The following is an 18,870-nucleotide window of genomic DNA, read 5'->3' on the forward strand; positions in this document are numbered from 1 at the left end:
AGGAACACCCACCATGACCACCAGCACCGGCTTCGACATCCGCAGGATCGGCGGCCGTATCGGCGCCGACATCCTCGGCGTGGATCTCTCCACCGACCTCGACCCCGCCTTCGTCACCGAGATCAACTCCGCGCTCCTGGAACACAAGGCGCTCGTCTTCCGCGACCAGAACCTCGACGACGCGGGCCAGCTCCGCTTCGCCTCCCTCTTCGGTGACCTCACCACCGCGCACCCGACCGTCCCCGCCGTCGACGGCCAGCCCAACGTCCTGCCCGTAGACGGCGACGAGGGCATCCGCGCCAACCACTGGCACACCGATGTCACCTTCGTCCGTACTCCCCCGAAGGCTTCCACGCTGCGCAGCATCGTGGTCCCGCCGTACGGCGGCAACACGCTCATCGCCAACGCGGCCGCCGCCTACCGGGACCTTCCCGAGCCGCTGCGCGAGCTGGCCGACAAGCTCTGGGCCGTACACACCAACGACTACGACTACGCCGCCCCGAAGAACGAGAAGGCGGCCGAGCACCGCAGGCGGTTCGTCTCCCGGGCGTACCGCACCGCCCATCCCGTCGTCCGCGTCCACCCCGAGACCGGGGAGCGCGGGCTGTTCATCGGCGGCTTCGCACAGAGCATCGTCGGCCTCGGCCCCTCCGACTCGCGAGATCTGCTGCGTATCTTCCAGTCCTACGTCACCCGCCCCGAGAACATCGTGCGCGTGGCCTGGACACCGGGCGACCTCGTCCTCTTCGACAACCGCATCACCCAGCACTACGCCCCCGACGACTACGGCGACCTGCCGCGCCTGCTGCACCGGGTGACCGTCGCGGGCGACGTCCCCGCCGGTGTCGACGGCACCCTCAGCCGCGTTGTCGAGGGTGACGACGCCTCGCACTACACCCCCGCCGCGGCCTGAGCCCCGGGGCCGCAGGGCAGGAGCACCGTGCCCTGCGGCCCCCGACCCGGACACCGACCGAGCTATGCGGGATAATGGGGCGCATGCGGATCTCAGCCAGGGCGGACTACGCGGTACGCGCCGCGCTGCAACTCGCCGCGTCCCGGGAGGACGGTCCACTGAAGGCCGAGGCCATCGCCGACGCTCAGGACATTCCGCACAAGTTTCTCGAAGGCATCCTGAACGACATGCGCCGGGGCGGTCTCGTGCTCAGCCAGCGCGGCGGCAACGGCGGCTACCGGTTGGCCAAGCCCGCCGAGTCGATCAGCATCGCCGACGTCATCCGCGTCGTGGACGGCCCGCTGGTGTCGGTGCGCGGGGTCCGCCCCCCGGAGCTGTCCTACACCGGTCCCGCCGAGTCTCTGCTCCCCCTCTGGATCGCGCTGCGATCCAACGTGCGCGAGATCCTCGAGGGCGTGTCGCTCGCCGAGGTCGCATCGGCCCAACTTCCCTCCGACGTATCCGCGTTGACCAAAGCCCCCAGGGCCTGGGTGAACCCCTGACACGTCGGACCAACTGCCGCCCGTCCCACAGGTTGAGATAGCGGCGTCCACCATACGAACCACCCCTTGGGGCAGACGACACCTTCTGCCACGATCCCTATCAACCAGGTAGGGAAACTAGGGATCCACGGGGGTGGCCATGGGAACGTTCAGCCGCGCAGCCCGGTCACTGCCCCTGCTGACCCGGCGTCGTCACATCGACCTCGGCCACACGGCCAGCGCCATCTGTCGGCTCTGACGCCGCCGAAGCCGACTTCCTTCCCGTCAGCGCAGCTTCCCCGCCCTCGCACCACTTTCGGCGGATCGGACACCCTCGGCCGACCACGCCCCCACGTTCCACTCCGCAGCCCGTGACAGCATGCCTGCCGCCGGTGGCCAGGAGCGGGGTGTCGGTGCGCGCCGAGAAGCAGAACTCATCGCATTTCCGTACCTCCTTGATCACCCATCGCCAGAAGGGACACCTCCGTGTCTTCCGCAAGACCGCTCACCGCCCTGCGCACCATCGCCGTCACAGCCGCGCTTCCTCTCCTGCTCACCGCGTGCGGCTACGGTTCCGAGTCCACTGATGACGGCAAGCAGACCGGGGTCGCGGCGGACACCGAGAAGCTCTCCGTCGACGAAGTGAGGATCGGCTACTTCCCCAACCTCACGCACGCCACCGCTCTGGTGGGCATCCAGGAGGGCCTGCTCCAGAAGGAGCTCGGCGGCACCACGATCAAGGCGTCCACCTTCAACGCCGGCCCCTCCGAGATCGAGGCGCTGAACGCCGACTCCATCGACATCGGCTGGATCGGCCCCTCCCCCTCCATCAACGGCTACACCAAGTCCGACGGCAAGAACCTGCGCATCATCAGCGGTTCCGCGTCCGGCGGTGTGAAGCTTGTCGTCAACCCGGACAAGATCAAGTCCCTGGACGACCTCAAGGGTAAGAAGATCGCCACGCCGCAGCTCGGCAACACCCAGGACGTCGCGTTCCTCAACTGGATCGCGGAGAAGGGCTGGAAGGTCGACGCGCAGAGCGGCAAGGGCGACGTCTCCGTTGTCCGCACGGACAACAAGACCACCCCCGACGCCTACAAGTCCGGCTCCATCGACGGCGCATGGGTACCGGAACCGACCGCGTCCAAGCTGGTCACCGAGGGCGCGAAGGTACTGCTCGACGAGTCCGACCTGTGGCCCGACAAGAAGTTCGTGATCACGAACATCATCGTGTCGCAGAAGTTCCTCAAGGAGCACCCGGACGTCGTCGAGGCGGTGCTGCGCGGATCGGTGAAGACCAACGAGTGGATCAACGCCAACCCGGAGGAGGCTAAGGCTTCCGCCAACGCGGCACTGAAGGAACTGTCGGGCAAGGCTCTGCCCGCCGAGGTCATTGACCCGGCCTGGGAGTCCATCACCTTCCTCGACGACCCGCTGGCCGCCACCCTCGACAGTCAGGCGGAGCACGCGGTGAAGGCCGCTCTGCTGGAGGAGCCCAACCTCAAGGGCATCTACGACCTCGCACCCCTCAACAAGATCCTCAAGGCCGAGGGCAAGGACGAGGTCGACGACGCCGGTCTCGGCACTGAGTAACGACCACCCGGCCCAATGAGCCCCAGGGGGTGACGATCATGGCCACCACGATCGTCAGGGCTGCCGCGGACGACACGGCGGTGACACGCGCCGCCCGGATCGAGCACGTCTCGAAGTCCTTCCCCGCGCCAGACATGCCCGGCGGACAGCAGCTCATGCTGGACGGCATCACGCTCGATGTCGCGCCGGGTGAGTTCGTCACCCTCCTGGGGCCTCATCAGGAGGCGGTAAATCCCACCCGTCAACCTGGTCGCGGGGCTGGACCTGCCGTCCGCCGGCTCGGTCGGAACGGACGGCCGGCCCGCCCTGATGTTCCAGGAGTACGCGCTCTTCCCATGGCTGACCGCGGGACGGATGGAGTAGACGTGTGGCGAGAGCTGATCTCCGGCTCCGGCTTCGACGGTGCGGAGCTGCGGGAACCCGCATCAGACGAGCAACGGTGGGAACCGTATTCGGCCCTCGGGCAGACCCTTCCCGAACAGTTACGCAACCTGCTGCTCGAGTCCGACGGCGTCGCCGTCGAGCCGCGCAAGCAGCTGCCGCCGCCGACGTCCGCTCACGGAGTGCCCGGCCCCCCGGCGCACAGAGCGTGGTCGATCAGGACGCCGGCCGCGTTCTCCTGTTCCAGTATGTGCTCCAGGGTGTCGCCGCGTGCCTCGGACATGGAGACCACGGCGCTTCGTCTGCCGTCTTCGGTGACGCCATTGAGAGTGATGTAGCCGCCGTCCCCGCCCTCGTGGCTCCAGTAGGTTCCTCCGCAGCTCAAGGGGCGTTCGACCAGGCCGAGCCCGTATCGGCCGCCGGGCCACAGCTGTTGGACCTCCGCGCTCACGGGAACGGTCTGTTTCATCTCGGTCAGCTGCCGCGGCGGTAACAGGCGGCCTGCGAGCAGCGCGCGGAAGAAGTCGTTCTCGTCCTGTGTGGTAGTGACCCACGAAAGGTTCTGGTGATCCACCGGTATCTGGTCGGTGACGTCCACCACGGAACCGGGGCCGAAGAGTTGGTAGGCCCGGGCGTGCGGCTCGGGCAGCGTGGACGAGGTACCCATCCACAGGGTCCGGTCGAGGCCGAGCGGGCGCAGGATGCGGTCCTCGATCTCCTGGTGGGCGGATTGACCGGTGACATTCTCGATGATCATGTCGAGCAGGACGTAACCGGTGTTGGAGTACCCCCAGCCCTTGCCGGGCCGGAAGTCCGGCGCGTGGGCCATGGCGCGGGCAATCAGCCGCTCAGGGCTGTGGACGTCGTGGCGCTGCCGGTAGTACTCCTCCGGAGTGGTGTATCCGGGCAGGTCGTCGTGGATGCCGCTGGTGTGCTGGAGCAGTTGGCGGATGGTGATCCGGCTGCCGTTGTTGCCCTTGCCCCGCACCACTTTTGGCAGCCAGTGGTCGACGGTGTCGTCCAGGGACAGCTCGCCCTCGGCCTCTAGTTGGAGGACCACGGTGGCGACGAGCGTCTTGGACGTGCTGGCCATGCGGAAGTAGCCGTCGGAAGGGACCGGGCGGCCGGTGTTCAGATCGGCGGTGCCGCTGGTGGCAACCGACTGCCGGCCGTCAGGCTCGATCACTCGGGCCTGCACACCGCTGATACCGAGGGCGTGGATCGCCTCGGTGTCCTGGCGTAACTGATTCATGGGGGAGGGACCGGCGGGCTGGGCTACAGCGGTGGTCACGTCAGCGGCTAGCAGCGCAGCGACACCGATCCCCAGGGCGAGATGCTTGCGCAGAGTCGAGATCATGGCCGAACGCTAATTCTCCCCCCGACGGACCGCGATCCGGTGCACCTCAGGATCGGAACGGGGGATATCCCCCCAGCGAGGGCGCCGAACTCACCGCTGAGCGGCGTGGGGCGCCTTCCGAAATCGGCATGCGCTGGGCATGAGGGGCCGTGATCACAGTCAGCTGCGTTGCCGCCGTGGCGCTCGCGCTCAACTACCCGATCGGCCGGGCTCCTCCCCTGGGAGCGATTGGGCGGGCGGCATTCCCACAGTGCGTGCGTTGTCGACGCACTTTCAAGGCCCTCACATATGAGCCCTCGACCGCCGCGTCTTCCAGGCCCAAAGGCCGGCCGCCGAAGCTCGATGATCAGTTGGCCAGATGGGTTGGCCTCTCACTCTCAGGATGAATCCCCGTAGCGGGTGGCAATCGCGGCGGCGCGGTTGCGTAGGGAGGCGCGCAATGCCTGCGGGGCCAGGGCTTCCGCGTCCGTACTGAGCTGCCACAGCGCCCATTCGGCGTGTCGTGAATCTTGGAAGGTCACCTCCAGCCGCAGCCAGCCGTCCGCGTCGGGTTCTTCTCCGCGGACAGCCAGCGCGGTGTCCAGCAGGTCCTCCCGCCGCGCCGGGTTCACCCGTACCAGCACGGTGAGGTGGTCGCCGCCGGAGAGGAACTGCGCGGAGCGTTCCCGCCAGATCCGGTCCAGATCGACCCGGTTCGGTCGCTGTGCCGTTTCGGGGAGTTCCTCGGCGGCCAACACCCTCGACAGCCGGTAGGTGCGGTCCGCGCCAGATCTCGTGGCCAGCAAGTAGCCCCGGTCGCGTACGGCGACCAGGCCGATCGGGTCCACCGTGCGCCACTGTGGTGCCTGCCCTGTGGCCGCGTAGTGAATGCGCAGCTTGTGTCCGGCGAGCACCGCGCGCCTGACCTCGGTCATCGTGGCGTCGGGTACCTCCTCACTGACCAGCCGACGTGAGAGCAGGTCGGTCTCCGGCTCGACGAGAAATCGCTGGGCCGCGTCGCTCGCGGAGGCCCGGTGGTTTTCGGGCAGCGCGTCGACCACCTTTCGCATGGCCGAAGCGAGCGCCGAGCCGAGGCCGGACACCTGCTTGCCGCGCCCCGATCCGGCGGTCAGCAAGGCAAGGGCCTCGTCGTGGTTCAGTCCGGTGAGCTCGGTCCGGAAACCGGGCAACAACGCGAAACCGCCGTGCCTGCCGCGTTCGGCGTAGACCGGGACGCCGGCCGAGGACAACGCCTCGATGTCGCGCAGCACGGTGCGGGTGGATACCTCCAGCTCGCGGGCCAGCGTGTCCGCTGTCAGCCGGCCGCGCTGGCGCAGCAGCAGCACGAGGGAGACCAACCGGTCGGCACGCATACGAGAACGCTAACGGAATACATGACTGAGGGTGTCGTGATTCGTTGGGACGCTCGTTGACGCGACGTCAGAGCCGGCGGCTACCGAGCCGATGGACGTACGTACTCCCGACGAATCGAATGGAGCTGACATGGCAGTTGAACGAACGGCGGTCAACCCGGTGACGTGGTCGGTGGAGATGGGATTCAACCAGGGTGAGGTCGTCTCCGGGCACACACGGACCCTGTACATCTCGGGGCAGACCGCGATGAGCGGCGACGGCAAGCCCCAGCATGACGGTGATATTGCAGCGCAGTTGACGCTGAGCATCGACAACTTGGAGGCCGTGCTCGGCGAGGCCGGCATGTCTCTCGCGAACCTCGTCCGGCTCAACGTCTACACGACCGACGTCGATCGGCTCTTCCAGCACTACGGCGTGCTGGCGGCACGGTTGGGCGCCGCCGAGGTGGCGCCGACTACCACGATGCTCGGGGTGACGCGACTGGCGATCCCCGGCCAGATGGTCGAGCTTGAGGGGACCGCCGTCGCGTAGTGCGACCTCGCCGCCCCTGCTACTCGTGCCGGTCCAACCGGCACGAGTAGCAGGCACATGCGTGATTACCCGTGCCCGGAATGGTGACAACCGGCGTCCACGGACTCGACGGCGAGCCCTTCCTGCAACGACTGCGACGCGCAGACGTCCGCCTGCTGTTCGACGTACACAGCTGAGTGGACGGCTGCAGCGCTGCGCACGGCCCGGGCGTCCGTCAGGGTACGACCGGGGCGGTCGCCTCCGTCAGGCTCTTCTGCCTGTGAGCTCACTGATGGAGCGGTCGAGATCCACGTGAAGGCATTCCTCTCCATCGGGCACCAGCCCGAAGGTCTGCTGGAGGAACGTGGCAACCTCCGACATTGCCATTTCGATCACCGCTGTGCCGGCGGGGTTCCGCAAGACGACACGTATGGAGTGCGGATGGGGGTGGTGCCGGGGCATGACCAGCACGTCACCGGACCCGGTCGGCCGTCGCAGCCCCTCGGTCAGCAGCTCGCGAGCGAACACCCAGTCGACGGGTCTCATCGTCGGCGCGCCGAGGGAAAGGCGGATGGCATAGGGGTCCGCCATGTCAGGCCCGGGGCCTGGCGGGGCGCTCTACGACGATCATGGCGGCGTCGTCGTTCAGATGTCCGCCGACGTGGTGGAGCAGGTCGCGCCGGAAGCGGCCGAGGAAGGCGTCGGGGTCGTTCTCGGTCCAGCCGCCGATGCGCTCGGTGAGCGGGTAGAAGGCACCGGTGGAGTCGCGGGCCTCCGTGACGCCGTCCGTGTACAGCAGCAAGAGGTCTCCCGGCTCGAACAGGAAGCTGTCGACGTGGTAGCGGGGACGCGCCAGTTCGCCCAAGCCCAGCGGAGGCGCGGGCCGAAGGGCGTCCATCGTCGTCGGACGGCCGTTGCGCAGAAGGACCGGCGGCGGGTGCCCGCAGGAGATCATCTCGACCCGGCCCTCCTGGTCGGGGATGTCCAGGATGGTGGCGGTGATGAACGTTTCTCCGGAGCGGTCCGTCTCGCCCGGCTCCGCCAGGTCCCAGCACACGCTTCGGTCGAGATAGGTCACCAGCTCGGCCAGGCTCGCCTGGCGGTGGGCCGCGCCGCGGAACGCGCCGAGCAGCAAGGCCGCGTCATGGACGGCGGTCATCCCCTTGCCCCGCACGTCACCGACGATCAGCCGGGTGCCGGAGGCGGTACGTACCGCGGCGTAGAGATCCCCGCCGATCTGAGCCTCGGCCTCGGCGGCGAGGTAGAGGGAGGCGACGCGCAGCGGACCGAGCTGCTTGGGAAGCGGCGGCAGGACGACACGCTGGGCGGCCTCGGACACGTACCGCACCTGCGTCAGCTCTTTGGCGCGCCGCTCCCGTAGTACACAGAAGATCACGAGGCTCGTGCCGACCAGCACCAGGGCGATGATCTGTGCCTGGTGGTTGGCCGAGAGCAACTCGTCAGGATCGCGCAGCACCCCGATGGTCGTCTGCGCGAGCACCGCCAGCGCAGCGACCAGCCCCACCGCCCAGGGCCCACCGAAGGACGCCGTGATGGCCGGGGCCGCGACCAGCAGCGGACCCAGATGAATGTCGGGCGGCGCAAGAACGTCGATCACGGACACCGCAACGATCCACGCGACCGGGACGGCGACCCACGCATGAACCGCTCGCACCCACCGACGAAGTCCTGCGAGGCGCTGCGACATGACTCCTCTCTACACCGCCCCTGCCCGGCTCGCACCGGCAGCGACGGTCAGTGCGCACGCCTGCCGGGGGCATCGCCGACTCATCCTGGCACCTGCGTGCCAGGGGGCTGCGCCGGACCGTCGGTCGCGTCACGCACCCGCGAACTCCCCCACCGCCGCCCCTCACGGCTGGGGACTCCGCGCCAGACCCCCACATGGTGGGCCCTCGGCGCTCAATCCCGCGATCGAAGATGCACCAGAATTCGAACAAGTGCTCTAATTGGAGGCATGGAGCACTTCCCTTTCCCCGACGATCTTGTGCAGGCGCAGCGGGCGTGGCTCGCGACGTACCGGGAGCTCGCCACCCCCCGCCCGTACCGCAACACCGCGCTGCGCCGCCAGCTGCTGGCCTTGTCCGACCGGGTGTGGCGCCATCCGTTCTGGTCCACCCCGGCAGGCCGGACACCGGCGGCCCGGGTGGAGCTCCGGCGTGTTGCCCGCCGCCAGGAGCAACGTGGGCGGAGCGCGGCATGAGCCGCCCGGAGACGCTGCTCGTCCGGCAGTGGGTGGGGGCGCGCGCGGCTGCAGGTGGCGTTGCCCCCCAGGTGAACGTGCCGGTGCACCAGTACCGGTTCTCCCACGCAGACGGCGTTTCCTGCGGAACCGCGTGGAACATCAGGGGGAACTTGAGGCCGGCGGGGTGGGCTGGTGTTGATGTCGCCGTTGAGCAGGACGAAGCTGTGATGGCCGGGGCCGTTGACGTACAGCGTCGGGTTTCAGCCGGACATCATCGTCGCGCGGTTGGAGCCGGACGGGCGGAAGTTTGGTACAAAAAAGCAGTTGAAAGAATATGTAGACCGGTCTAGTTTGGCGTCATGGGACAGAAGGGCGCTGAGACGCGGAACCGGCTGCTGGATGCGACACAGGAGTTGGTCGAGACCGGAGGATACTCCGGCGCAGGGCTCAACCAAGTGATCGCGGCCAGTGGCGCGCCCCGTGGCTCGCTCTACTTCCACTTCCCCGGCGGCAAGGACCAGTTGGTCGGCGAGTCCGTTCGGCGAGCCGGAGACGTGATCGGCGATGCCCTGGGGGGTCTGGCCGACTCCAGCCCCTCGGTGGAGGAGTTCGTCGACGGGCTGCTGCGGCACCTGGGCGACCGACTGCAGGAGTCCGGCTGGCGCAAGGGGTGCCCGGTGGCCACCGTGGCACTGGAGACTGCCGCCACCAACGATCCACTGCAGGAGGCGTGCTCCGAGGTGTACACCTCGTGGGAGGCGGCCCTGCGCGCACAACTGGCGGGCCGCCCGGACGCCGATGACCTCGCGGTCACGGTCCTGGCCCTGGTGGAGGGGGCACTCCTGCTGGCCCGTGCGCACCGCAGCAGGAAGCCGCTGGACAGCGTCGCCCGCCAGATCGGCGCCCTGTTGAGCTGATACGGCCCGCCGACACCGGCGGGCCCTTTTGCGGCCCAGAAAATATGTAGACCGATCTATTAAGGAGTTCCATGGATGCGATCGTCTTCGGCGCGACAGGCTTCATCGGCCGCTCTCTTGTCGCCGAGTTGCTCACCCGGGGTCAGCGAGTGGCGGCAGCCGTACGCAACGACACCCTCACCCCGTGGCTGGCCTCCCAGGGCGTTGACACCGGCGGGCTTGAAATCGTCACCGCTGACATCACGCAACCACTGTCGGGACTCCCCGAGGTATGCGACGTCTACAACACCGCCGCCCGCTTCGCCTTCGGCCTCGGCGTGCAGGAGGCACGGGCGACCAACGTCACCGGTGCGCTCAACGTGCTCGAGTGGGCCGCCGCGCTGCCCGCGCTTCGGCGGCTGGTCCACATCAGCGGATACCGGGTGAGCGCGGCCGACGGCCACCCCGACTACGCAGAGCTGGGAGCGTACGAGGCGTCGAAGGTGGAAGGTGATCTCGCAGTGCGCGCCCGGGCCCGCGCGTTGCAGGTCCCGCTGAACATCGTCAACCCCTGCACTGTGATCGGCCGGGGCCAGTACATCGGCCTGGCCTCTCTCGTCGAAGACCTGTGGAACGGGCGGCTCCCAGCGCTGCCCGGCGGCCCCGACACCTTCCTGCCGATTGCCACGATCGACTACCTCGTGCGGTTCCTGGCAGAGGTTCCCGCATCGCCCGCGGGTGAGCACTATTGGGTGCTTGACGACACCACTGCCCTCCTGCCCGAGCTGATCCGTACGATCGCCGACCACACCGGTGTGCCGGCACCTCGCCGGACCGTTCCCGTCGGCCTGCTGCGGCGCCTGCCCCGCAAGCTGACCGGTGCCGATCCCGAGACGCTGTCATTCCTGTCGGCCGACCGCTACCCGACTGCCTCCGCCCGCGCCCTGGCCGCGAGCGCCGGCTTGGAGATGCCTCCGGCCGCTGACGCCCTGCGCACGTGGGCCGACGAACTGGTGGCCGCCCGTTTCGGCGCCGCATCGCCCTGGCTGAGCCCATACGGCTTCCGCACCGTGGCGGGCAGCCGTACCTGGGTGACCGGCGAGCGGCATCAGCCCGACCACGTCCTGCTGCACGGACTGCCGATGAACGCCGACCTCTGGGCGCCCCTCGCCGGCCACCTCCCCGGCCCGGTCCTCGCCCCCGACCTGCCGGGCCTGGGGCGTTCGGCCGCCACAACCCAGCCGGTGGAGACGTGGCTGGCCGACCTGCTGAGCCCGGTACGGACCCGCCCTGTGCTGGTCGCGCACTCGATGGCCTGCGGGCCCGCACTGCGCTTCGCTGTCGATCATCCGGACCGCATCAGCAGTCTCGTCCTCGTATCCCCGTCGTTCCTGCAGGCACCCGCCCCACGGCTCGCCCGCTCGGGCCTGGCCATACCGATGATGCGTCGTATGTCCGCCACCCGGCTGGCTCGTACGCTCGGCGTCCCCGAAGGGCCAGAGGTACAGAGCGCCACAGCGGACCTGCGGCGTCGCGGGGTGGCGCGCCGGGTGGCCACAGCTGTTCGCGCGGACGTCGCCGAGCGTCAGCAGTCGCGGGCGCTGCTGGACCGGGTGCGCGTCCCGGTCCAGATCGTCGTGGGCTCGGCAGACCCGCTGATCGCGGCCGTCGACCACCCGGTGAGCGAGATCGCTGGGGCCGGGCACTACCCCCAGCTGACACATCCCTGCCAAGTTGCCCGCCACCTCGGCGGTTGCGGACCAGGCTGGTGAAGGCTCGGCCTCGCGGGCCCGTCCCCCCGAATCCAGGGGGACGGGCCGGCCCGGCCAGGTGCCGGACGAGGTGATCAGCGCAGGGCGCTCATCGCCTGCCACCGGTTCCACGGCACATTCCAGTTACCGAAACCGTTGCCCGGTGCGACTGTGCCCTTCGTGTCGCGGCCCGTGATCTCGAACGGGTCGCCCGGGCGGACCTGGCCGTAGAACCAGGCGGCGTCGGCATCGCTCATACCGAGGCAGCCGGAGCTCATGTTGGCCTTGCCGAACCACTGGTGATTCCAGGGCGCGGCGTGCGCGTACATGCCGGACCAGGTGAGCCGCATCGAGTGGTTGACCATCTTGTCGTAGGAGTCGCCGAGACCGACGGTCTCCGAATTCATGTTGCTCCTGCCTTCCTTGGCCATCAGCACCGCGGTGCCCCGCCAGGAACGCTTGTCGCCACCGGGTGTACCGCCGGAGACCGGGATCGTGCGGACCGTCCTGCCGTCCCGTTCGAAGGTCAGCAGCTTGCGGTCCAGGTCGACTTCCGCGACCTGGCTCGCGCCGATGGTGAACGTGGTCGAGTAGTCGCGGACGAACCAGCCGCCGTCTCCGGAGTCGGTGCCGTTCAGCTCGGCTTCGAGGGTGACCTTCGTACCGGGCTTCCAGTACTCCTTCGGCCGCCAGTCGACCCGGTCCCGGCCGGACCAGTCCTTCATCCAGCCCCAGGAACCCTCGGTCCGGTCGGAGGTGGTGATCTTCAGCTGCTTCTCGACCTCGGCCCTGTCGGTGACCGGATGGTCAAAGACGAGGGAGACCGGCTGTGCGATTCCGACGGTCGTGTTCGCTCCCGGCCGCCAGTCGACCTTGTTGACCTTGTCGGCCCGGGCTGTCGTGAACACGGACGTGGTCGTGCTCCTGGTGCCGGCCTCCGCCGCGGTGGTCGCAGTCACCGTGTACGAGGTGCCGGGTGCCGACTTGCGCCGGGACACCCAGCTCGCCCCGTCCGCGGAGACCGTGCCGCGCAGCGCGTGGCCGTCGGCGTCGGCGACGGTGACCGAGGTGAGCGTGCCGCCCGCCGCGGTGACCTTCACCGTCTCGCCGGCCCTGACTCCTCGGCCCTCGGGCACCACGGTCACGGTCGCGGGGCGCCCTCGTGCTGCCTCCGTGCTGCCGTGGCCGGCGCTCCGGGCCGCGGCGTCGGAGCCGGATTCCGGCGAACAGGCGGCGAGCGGTGCCAGGAGCACCGCGACCGCCGCGATGCGCACCCGTATATGGCTCAACGGAGCCTCCATCCATGGTCGATTCGTGGGGACACGGCGACAGTAGGGCGGCAGAACCGCAGGTGAGAGGGAATGCGGCCATGTGACGGCGACTGCAGGGAAACGGTCGTCGTCCGGTCACATACGGCGCGCGGGGTGGTCACGGACGGCTGTGAGCATCGGCGGTATTCCGCCCAGAGAGAGGCACACACCGTGTCAGAGCTGCTCGTGACGGCCGACCGCCGCGGCCATGAACTACCGCTGGGCCCCGTCACGCCCGCCGTGTACCGCGCGTTCCTGGCATCCGGCGAAGGGGAGGCACTGGGCCCCGGATTCCTCCAGTGCCCGTCCTGGGCGCAGGTCAAGGACGGCTGGCGCTCGCAGCTCGTGGGCTGGGGGCCGGAGCCGGGGTCCGGCAAGCTGTCCGGTGCTGCGCTCGTCCTGCTGCGTCAACTGCCCGGCACCCGCAAGTACTTCGCCTACCTGCCGGAGGGGCCCGTCGCCGACTGGACGGACCCCCGCATCGACTGCTGGCTCCGCCCGTTGTTGCGGCACTTGCGTGCGGCGGGCGCCTTCGCCGTACGGATCGGGCCCTCGCCTGCGTACCGCCGCTGGGACGCGGCGCGGGTCAAGTCGGCGACGGGGCCGGGCCGGAGGGTTTCCGACGTCCTCGCGAGCCAGGTCGACCCGTTGGGCACGGCGGTCGCCGAGCGGCTGCACGCCCGGGGGTGGCAGCGGTGCGGCGGTGCGGAGGACGGGGACGCGCAGCCGCGCCACGTCTTCCGGGTGCCGCTCATCGGGCGCGGACCGGACGACCTGTGGTCCGGGCTCAACCAGGAGTGGCGACGCAATGTCCGCCGTGCCGAGAAGTCCGGGGTCGAGGTCGTCGTCGGTGGTGCGGCGGACCTGCCCGAGTTCCACCGCCTGCTGCGGATCACCGAGGAGCGCGACGGCTTCCGGCTGGGCAGGTCGTTGGAGTACTACGAGCGCCAGTACGCGGCGCTCAACGCGGAGGAGCCCGGCCGGATGAAGCTGTACCTGGCCCGTCACGGGGGCGAGACACTCGCCGCGCACACCATGGTCCACGTGGGCCGCCGGGTCTGGTACCAGACGGGCGCTTCCGCCGGCCACCGCCGCGAGGTGCGCCCCTCCAACCTGCTGCAGTGGCGCATGCTGCTCGACGCCCAGGCGCTGGGCGCCGACGTCTACGACATGCGCGGGGTACCCTCGACGCTCGATCCCGACGACCGTTCCCACGGGCTGCTGCGCTGGAAGCTCGGCACCGGAGGCGAGGTCGTCGAGACGCTGGGGGAATGGGAGAGACCGTTGGACGGCACGGCCAACCATGCGCTTTACCGCGCGTTCCAGGCATATCTGGCATGCCGGTGAGCACGTCGGCCACTACGACACCCGCCTCCGACGGGACGGCGCCGTCCCGTACGCCGTCCGTCATGCGCAGCGGCGCGATCATGGCCGCCGGGTCGGTCGTCTCCCGGGCGACCGGGTTCGCACGGTCCGCCGTGGTCGCAGCCGCACTCGGACTCGGGCTGGCCGCGGACGGGTACGCCGTCGGCAACTCCGTCCCCACCATCGTCTACATGCTGCTCCTCGGTGGCGCCCTCAACGCCGTCTTCGTACCCGAACTCGTCAAGGCCGCCAAGCAGCACGAGGACGGCGGGGCGGCCTACACCGACCGGCTGCTCACCGTCTGCACCCTTGCTCTGGTGGTGATCACCGGGGCGGCGGTGTGGGGCGCGCCCGCGATCGTCGGCGCGTACACCGACTACACGGGCGGGCAGGCCACCATGACGGTCGCCTTCGCGCGCTACTGCCTGCCACAGATCTTCTTCCTCGGGCTGTTCACCCTGCTCGGCCAAGTGCTCAACGCGCGTGGCCGGTTCGGCGCGATGATGTGGACGCCCGTCCTCAACAACGTCGTCGTCATCGCCGTATTCGGCCTCTACCTCGCGACCGGCGACGGCGGGTCGCTCACCGCGGCCGAGACCGCGCTGCTCGGCTGGGGCACCACCGCAGGCATCGCCGTCCAGGCCCTGGCTCTGGTACCCGCCCTGCGCACGGCCCGCTTCTGCTTCCGTCCCCGCTTCGACTGGCGCGGCAGCGGGCTCACCCGACCGCTGCGGTCCGCCGGCTGGCTGGTGCTCCTGGTGCTCACCAACCAGGCGGCGTACTGGGTCACGACCCGGCTGGCCACGGCGGCGGGACTGCGCGCGCAAGCGGCCGGTATCGACGGCGGCGCCGGTTTCAGCGCGTACAACAACGCCTATCTTTTGTGGGCCGTGCCCCACGGCATCATCACGGTGTCGCTGGTGACCGCACTGATGCCCCGGATGAGCGCGGCCGCCGCCGACGGCGACACGATGGGGATACGGCGTGACCTCTCGTACGCCCTGCGCACCACTGCGGCGGCCGTCGTCCCCGCGGCGTGCGTGCTGTTCGCCCTTGCACAGCCCGCGATGACGCTCGTCTTCCGGTACGGCCAGACGGATGCGGGCGACATCGCCGTCATGGCGGGCACGCTGATGGCGTTCGCGCCGGGGTTGATCGCCTTCTCGGGGCAGTACGTCCTCTCCCGCACCTTCTACGCCCTGTCCGACACACGCACCCCGTTCCTCCTCAACCTGGTGATCGCCGGCCTGAACGCGGGCCTGTCCGTGACCGCTTACGCAGTGCTCCCGGCGCGCTGGGCGGTGACCGGCATCGCCGGGGCGTACTCGCTGGCGCTGTTCGCGGGCTGGGCCGCCACCGCCCTCGTACTGAACCGCAGCCTTGCGGCGCGGGACGCGCACGCGCCCGGACTGTGGCGTTCCGCCACTGTCGCCGCGCAGGCCCGGCTCATGCTCGCCGCCGTCCCCGCGACGCTGCTCGGATACGCCACCGCGCGCTGGGCGGCCTTCGGCGGGGCGGCCGCCGCCACCGGGGCCGGGGCGCTGGCGATCGGCGCCGTGTTCCTCCTGCTGGCCCGCCCCCTGCGGCTGACCGAGATCGCGGCGCTCGTCACGCATGCGGCCGCCCGTCTCCGCCGCAGGCCGTGACCGGCCCTCACCACCACCCGTCTCCGCCGCAGGCCGTGACCAGCCCTCACCACCACCCGTCTCCGGCTTCCAGGGATACTCTGCCCATGCCACGCGTGCTCCTCATCGAAGACGACCCCGCCGTACGCGAAGGGGTCGAGCTCGGACTCCGCCGCCGCGGCCACGAGGTGCGGACCGCAGCCACCGGCGAAGCCGGGCTCGCCGCGCTCGGCGAGTTCCGGCCCGACCTGCTCCTGCTCGATCTGATGCTCCCGGGCATGAACGGGGTACAGGTCTGCCGCCGGGTGCGGGCGGACAGCCAGCTGCCGATCATCATGCTCACCGCTCGCGGCGACGACTTCGACGTCGTCGTCGGCCTGGAGGCAGGTGCCGACGACTACATCATCAAACCCGCTCGCACCGAGGTAATCGAGGCCCGCATCCGTGCCGTACTGCGCAGGATCGAGGAGCCCGGTGGCGGCCGGCCCGCTGTGGAGTTCCACGGCGACCTCGCCGGGCTCACTGTCGCCAAGAAGGGTGAGCGCGTCGCGCTCGCCCCCTCCGAGATGAAGCTGCTCCTGCACCTGTCGGCCGCGCCCGAGCAGGTGTTCAGCCGTCAGCAACTGCTGGAGCACGTGTGGGAGCACAACTACCACGGCGACGCGCGCCTCGTGGACACCTGCGTACGACGGCTGCGCAACAAGATCGAGGACACACCGGGGACCCCACGCTACATACAGACCCTGCGGGGCTTCGGCTACCGCTTCGGACCGCTGTGACCGCCACCGGCGCCCGCCTCTCCCGCGCCGCGACCCGTGCTCCGCGCGCCGACCACCCGCACCGGACATCACCCTTCGGACTGCGTACCCGCCTCGTCCTCGCGTTCCTGCTGGTCGCCGCGGTCAGCGCCGGGACTACCGCCGCGCTCACCTACCGTGAGGCGCGCAACGCCGTTCTCGCCGGTGCCCAGGACACCGCGGTGACGTCCTTCCGCGAGCAGGCCGAGACCCTGGCCCCCGCACTGCCGGTGGACCCCGACATGCTCCGGGAGTCGCTGTTCGTCATCGCGAGCAAGGCGAAACCGCACCCCTGGGTCGTCTTCGCAGAGTACGGTTCGCTGCGCGTATCCTCCGGCACCCGCCCCACCTCCTCGGTGGTCACCGCCGAGCTGCGACGCATCACCCTTTCCACACCGCACGGCGGTTTCCAGAGAGTCGTCAGCGACGGCGTTCCTTACCTCACCATCGGCATCCCCGTCGTCACCAGGACCAGCGTGAGCGGCAGCAGTAGTGTGCCCACCGGGCTCCTCCTGTTCGCGGTGATGCGGATGACGGACGAACAGGACGATGTCGACGCCCTGCTCACCGCTGCCCGCAACGGTGCGCTGCCCGGGCTCGTCGTCGCCCTCGTGCCCGCGCTGATCGCGGCGCGCAGTGTGCTGCGGCCCGTCCGCGCACTGAACAAGGCGGCCCGTTCCATGGGCAGCGGCCGCCTCGACACCCGTATCCGCGTCAGAGGCAGCGACGAACTCGCTGACCTGGCCAGTACGTTCAACGAGTCGGCCGGCCAGCTGGAACGGTCCGTCGACGAGCTCCAGCAGGCCGAGGCACGCGCCCGCCGGTTCGCCTCCGACGTCGCGCACGAACTGCGCACCCCCCTCGCCGGCATGCTCGCCGTCACCGAGGTCCTCGACGAGGACGCCGACGGCCTCGACGCCGACACCGCGCGGGCCGTCCGGCTGATCAGCGCGGAGACCGGCAAGCTCGCCGTGCTCGTCGAGGACCTGATGGAAATCTCCCGCTTCGACGCCCGCGCAGCCGAGCTGAACACCGACGAGGTCGACGCCGCGGAAACCGTACGCAAGACGCTCCACCACCGGCACTGGGAGGACCGCGTCCGCACGGAGCTGCGCGAGGGGATCCGGATCCGCCTCGACCCGCGCCGGTTCGACATCGTGGTCGCCAACCTGGTCGGCAACGCGCTACGCCATGGCAGCGAGCCCGTCACCGTACGGCTGGACACGGGTTCGGCCGCGGACGGAGCGGACGTGCTGGTCACCCAGGTCACCGACAACGGCCCCGGCATCCGGCCCGAAGTGCTCCCGCACATCTTCGACCGGTTCTACAAAGCCGACGCGGCCCGTACCCGCTCGGCGGGCAGCGGTCTCGGACTCGCGATCACGCAGGAGAACGTGCGGCTGCACGGTGGCACCGTCCGAGCCGCGAACGGGCCCGAAGCCGGCGCGGTCTTCACGGTCGAGATACCGCTGCGCACTCGCCCCGGCAAGGAGGAGGAACCGGAATGAGGCCGTGTCTTCGTCCCGCCGCAGCCCTGGCGGCGCTGACGGCACTCACCGCGTGCGGCATTCAGGAAACGGACGTCATAGGGGCGAGTGGCCCGGCAACCGTCGACGTACTCCCGGCACGGCAGGTCCGCATGCTGCTCTTCTTCCTCTCCCCCGACGGCACCCTGGTGCCGGTACCGCGGATCGTGGGCGACGGGGACGCGGCGGGTTTCGGCGGGGAGTACGCCGCCGAAACCGACGACAAGACCGGCTCGGCTGCCCCCTCCGCACGGCCGCCGACCGAGAAGACCGTGGCCGCGCTGGTGGCGGGCCCTCAGGAGGCGGAGCGCCGGGCCGGGTTGCGCAACGATCCGTCCCTGACCGCTCGGGCTGCCGATGTCCGCATCTCGCTCGCCGGGGACATGGCAAACGTCGTTGTAGCGGCCCCCCTGCGCGGCCTGGCCGGGCCGGCCAGACGTCAGCTCGTCTGCACCATCGCGTATGCGGAGAGCCCGGACGGCAGGGTCATGGTGACACTGCGAGGTACGGACGGTGCGCTGGCGCCCGAGCGTTGCGACCCTTGGCCGACTCCGACTCCGACTCCGACTCCGACTCCGACGCAGTCCCGGACGCCACCGAAGACGCGAACGCCGGGCGTTGCCGGGGCGGATCCGGGCTGATACGCGGGGGGCTCCTCACGCGCATGTCTGAGCCACGGACCCGCCCCCCGGGCAATCGACTTCCGATCGCAGCGCGGACGCCACAGTCAGCCGGATCTCCCCCGCTCAAGCCGGTTGCGGTGCCCCAC

17 protein-coding genes and 2 pseudogenes are annotated in these 18,870 nt (G+C 69.8%); 13 read left to right on the plus strand and 6 right to left on the minus strand.

All coding sequences use genetic code 11. The features are described 5' to 3' along the window. The first annotated feature begins 13 nt into the window (after window positions 1-13). The 4 genes and pseudogenes from ACFWSK_RS24565 to ACFWSK_RS24580 all read left to right on the plus strand — a co-directional run. Window positions 14-913, plus strand: a complete 900-nt coding sequence (locus tag ACFWSK_RS24565) for a TauD/TfdA dioxygenase family protein (protein WP_383790012.1) — start codon at window positions 14-16, stop codon at window positions 911-913. Between the two features lie 83 nt (window positions 914-996). Then, window positions 997-1,455: an RrF2 family transcriptional regulator gene (locus ACFWSK_RS24570; RefSeq protein WP_383790015.1), complete on the plus strand. Its 459-nt coding sequence runs from the start codon at window positions 997-999 to the stop codon at window positions 1,453-1,455. 465 nt (window positions 1,456-1,920) lie between these two features. After that, complete coding sequence (locus tag ACFWSK_RS24575; RefSeq protein ID WP_383790018.1) at window positions 1,921-3,027, plus strand: aliphatic sulfonate ABC transporter substrate-binding protein; 1,107 nt, start codon at window positions 1,921-1,923, stop codon at window positions 3,025-3,027. A gap of 38 nt (window positions 3,028-3,065) precedes the next feature. Then, window positions 3,066-3,381: pseudogene (locus tag ACFWSK_RS24580) on the plus strand (ATP-binding cassette domain-containing protein); the annotation flags it as partial. 202 nt (window positions 3,382-3,583) lie between these two features. Here ACFWSK_RS24580 and ACFWSK_RS24585 read toward each other — a convergent pair. Further along, a complete protein-coding gene (locus ACFWSK_RS24585; RefSeq protein ID WP_383790021.1) occupies window positions 3,584-4,765 on the minus strand; it encodes a serine hydrolase domain-containing protein in 1,182 nt (393 codons plus the stop codon). A 377-nt stretch (window positions 4,766-5,142) separates the two neighbouring features. Then, entirely contained in the window at window positions 5,143-6,117 is a 975-nt protein-coding gene (locus ACFWSK_RS24590; RefSeq protein WP_383790023.1) for a helix-turn-helix transcriptional regulator, read from the minus strand. Between the two features lie 130 nt (window positions 6,118-6,247). Between ACFWSK_RS24590 and ACFWSK_RS24595 the strand changes: the two genes are divergently transcribed. Continuing rightward, window positions 6,248-6,649, plus strand: a complete 402-nt coding sequence (locus ACFWSK_RS24595) for a RidA family protein (RefSeq protein WP_383790026.1) — start codon at window positions 6,248-6,250, stop codon at window positions 6,647-6,649. 243 nt (window positions 6,650-6,892) lie between these two features. Here ACFWSK_RS24595 and ACFWSK_RS24600 read toward each other — a convergent pair whose 3' ends face one another. Further along, window positions 6,893-7,219, minus strand: a complete 327-nt coding sequence (locus ACFWSK_RS24600) for an SsgA family sporulation/cell division regulator (RefSeq protein ID WP_383790029.1) — start codon at window positions 7,217-7,219, stop codon at window positions 6,893-6,895. Between the two features lies 1 nt (window position 7,220). Beyond that, entirely contained in the window at window positions 7,221-8,336 is a 1,116-nt protein-coding gene (locus ACFWSK_RS24605) for a PP2C family protein-serine/threonine phosphatase (protein WP_383790032.1), read from the minus strand. 267 nt (window positions 8,337-8,603) lie between these two features. On the opposite strand from ACFWSK_RS24605, the gene ACFWSK_RS24610 reads away from it, so the two are divergent. Continuing rightward, a complete protein-coding gene (locus tag ACFWSK_RS24610; RefSeq protein ID WP_383790035.1) occupies window positions 8,604-8,849 on the plus strand; it encodes a hypothetical protein in 246 nt (81 codons plus the stop codon). 41 nt (window positions 8,850-8,890) lie between these two features. Here ACFWSK_RS24610 and ACFWSK_RS24615 read toward each other — a convergent pair. Further along, window positions 8,891-9,124, minus strand: a pseudogene (locus ACFWSK_RS24615) (hydrolase); the annotation flags it as partial. A 66-nt stretch (window positions 9,125-9,190) separates the two neighbouring features. Between ACFWSK_RS24615 and ACFWSK_RS24620 the strand changes: the two are divergent. Then, window positions 9,191-9,748, plus strand: coding sequence for a TetR/AcrR family transcriptional regulator (locus tag ACFWSK_RS24620; RefSeq protein ID WP_383790037.1), 558 nt, complete (start codon window positions 9,191-9,193; stop codon window positions 9,746-9,748). A 71-nt stretch (window positions 9,749-9,819) separates the two neighbouring features. Further along, window positions 9,820-11,499, plus strand: a complete 1,680-nt coding sequence (locus ACFWSK_RS24625; RefSeq protein ID WP_383790039.1) for an alpha/beta fold hydrolase — start codon at window positions 9,820-9,822, stop codon at window positions 11,497-11,499. 74 nt (window positions 11,500-11,573) lie between these two features. Here ACFWSK_RS24625 and ACFWSK_RS24630 read toward each other — a convergent pair whose 3' ends face one another. Beyond that, window positions 11,574-12,779, minus strand: a complete 1,206-nt coding sequence (locus ACFWSK_RS24630; protein WP_383790042.1) for an Ig-like domain-containing protein — start codon at window positions 12,777-12,779, stop codon at window positions 11,574-11,576. 180 nt (window positions 12,780-12,959) lie between these two features. Here ACFWSK_RS24630 and ACFWSK_RS24635 point away from each other — a divergent pair, with 180 nt between their 5' ends. From ACFWSK_RS24635 to ACFWSK_RS24655, 5 genes are all read left to right on the plus strand, one after another. Continuing rightward, window positions 12,960-14,135, plus strand: a complete 1,176-nt coding sequence (locus ACFWSK_RS24635) for a lipid II:glycine glycyltransferase FemX (RefSeq protein ID WP_383790045.1) — start codon at window positions 12,960-12,962, stop codon at window positions 14,133-14,135. Continuing rightward, on the plus strand, window positions 14,126-15,799 hold the full coding sequence (gene murJ, locus ACFWSK_RS24640; RefSeq protein WP_383790047.1) for a murein biosynthesis integral membrane protein MurJ: 1,674 nt from the start codon (window positions 14,126-14,128) through the stop codon (window positions 15,797-15,799). The genes ACFWSK_RS24635 and murJ overlap by 10 nt, the downstream gene beginning before the upstream one ends. Window positions 15,800-15,885: 86 nt before the next feature. Further along, on the plus strand, window positions 15,886-16,557 hold the full coding sequence (locus ACFWSK_RS24645) for a response regulator (RefSeq protein WP_383790050.1): 672 nt from the start codon (window positions 15,886-15,888) through the stop codon (window positions 16,555-16,557). After that, a complete protein-coding gene (locus ACFWSK_RS24650; protein WP_383790052.1) occupies window positions 16,554-18,083 on the plus strand; it encodes an ATP-binding protein in 1,530 nt (509 codons plus the stop codon). Before ACFWSK_RS24645 ends, ACFWSK_RS24650 begins: the two co-directional genes overlap by 4 nt. Beyond that, window positions 18,080-18,742 (plus strand): hypothetical protein, encoded by a 663-nt coding sequence (locus ACFWSK_RS24655; protein ID WP_383790055.1) that lies wholly within the window; start codon window positions 18,080-18,082, stop codon window positions 18,740-18,742. The genes ACFWSK_RS24650 and ACFWSK_RS24655 overlap by 4 nt, the downstream gene beginning before the upstream one ends. The last annotated feature ends 128 nt before the right edge of the window (window positions 18,743-18,870 follow it).

Source organism: Streptomyces sp. NPDC058620 (assembly GCF_042717135.1).
GTDB lineage: Bacteria > Actinomycetota > Actinomycetes > Streptomycetales > Streptomycetaceae > Streptomyces.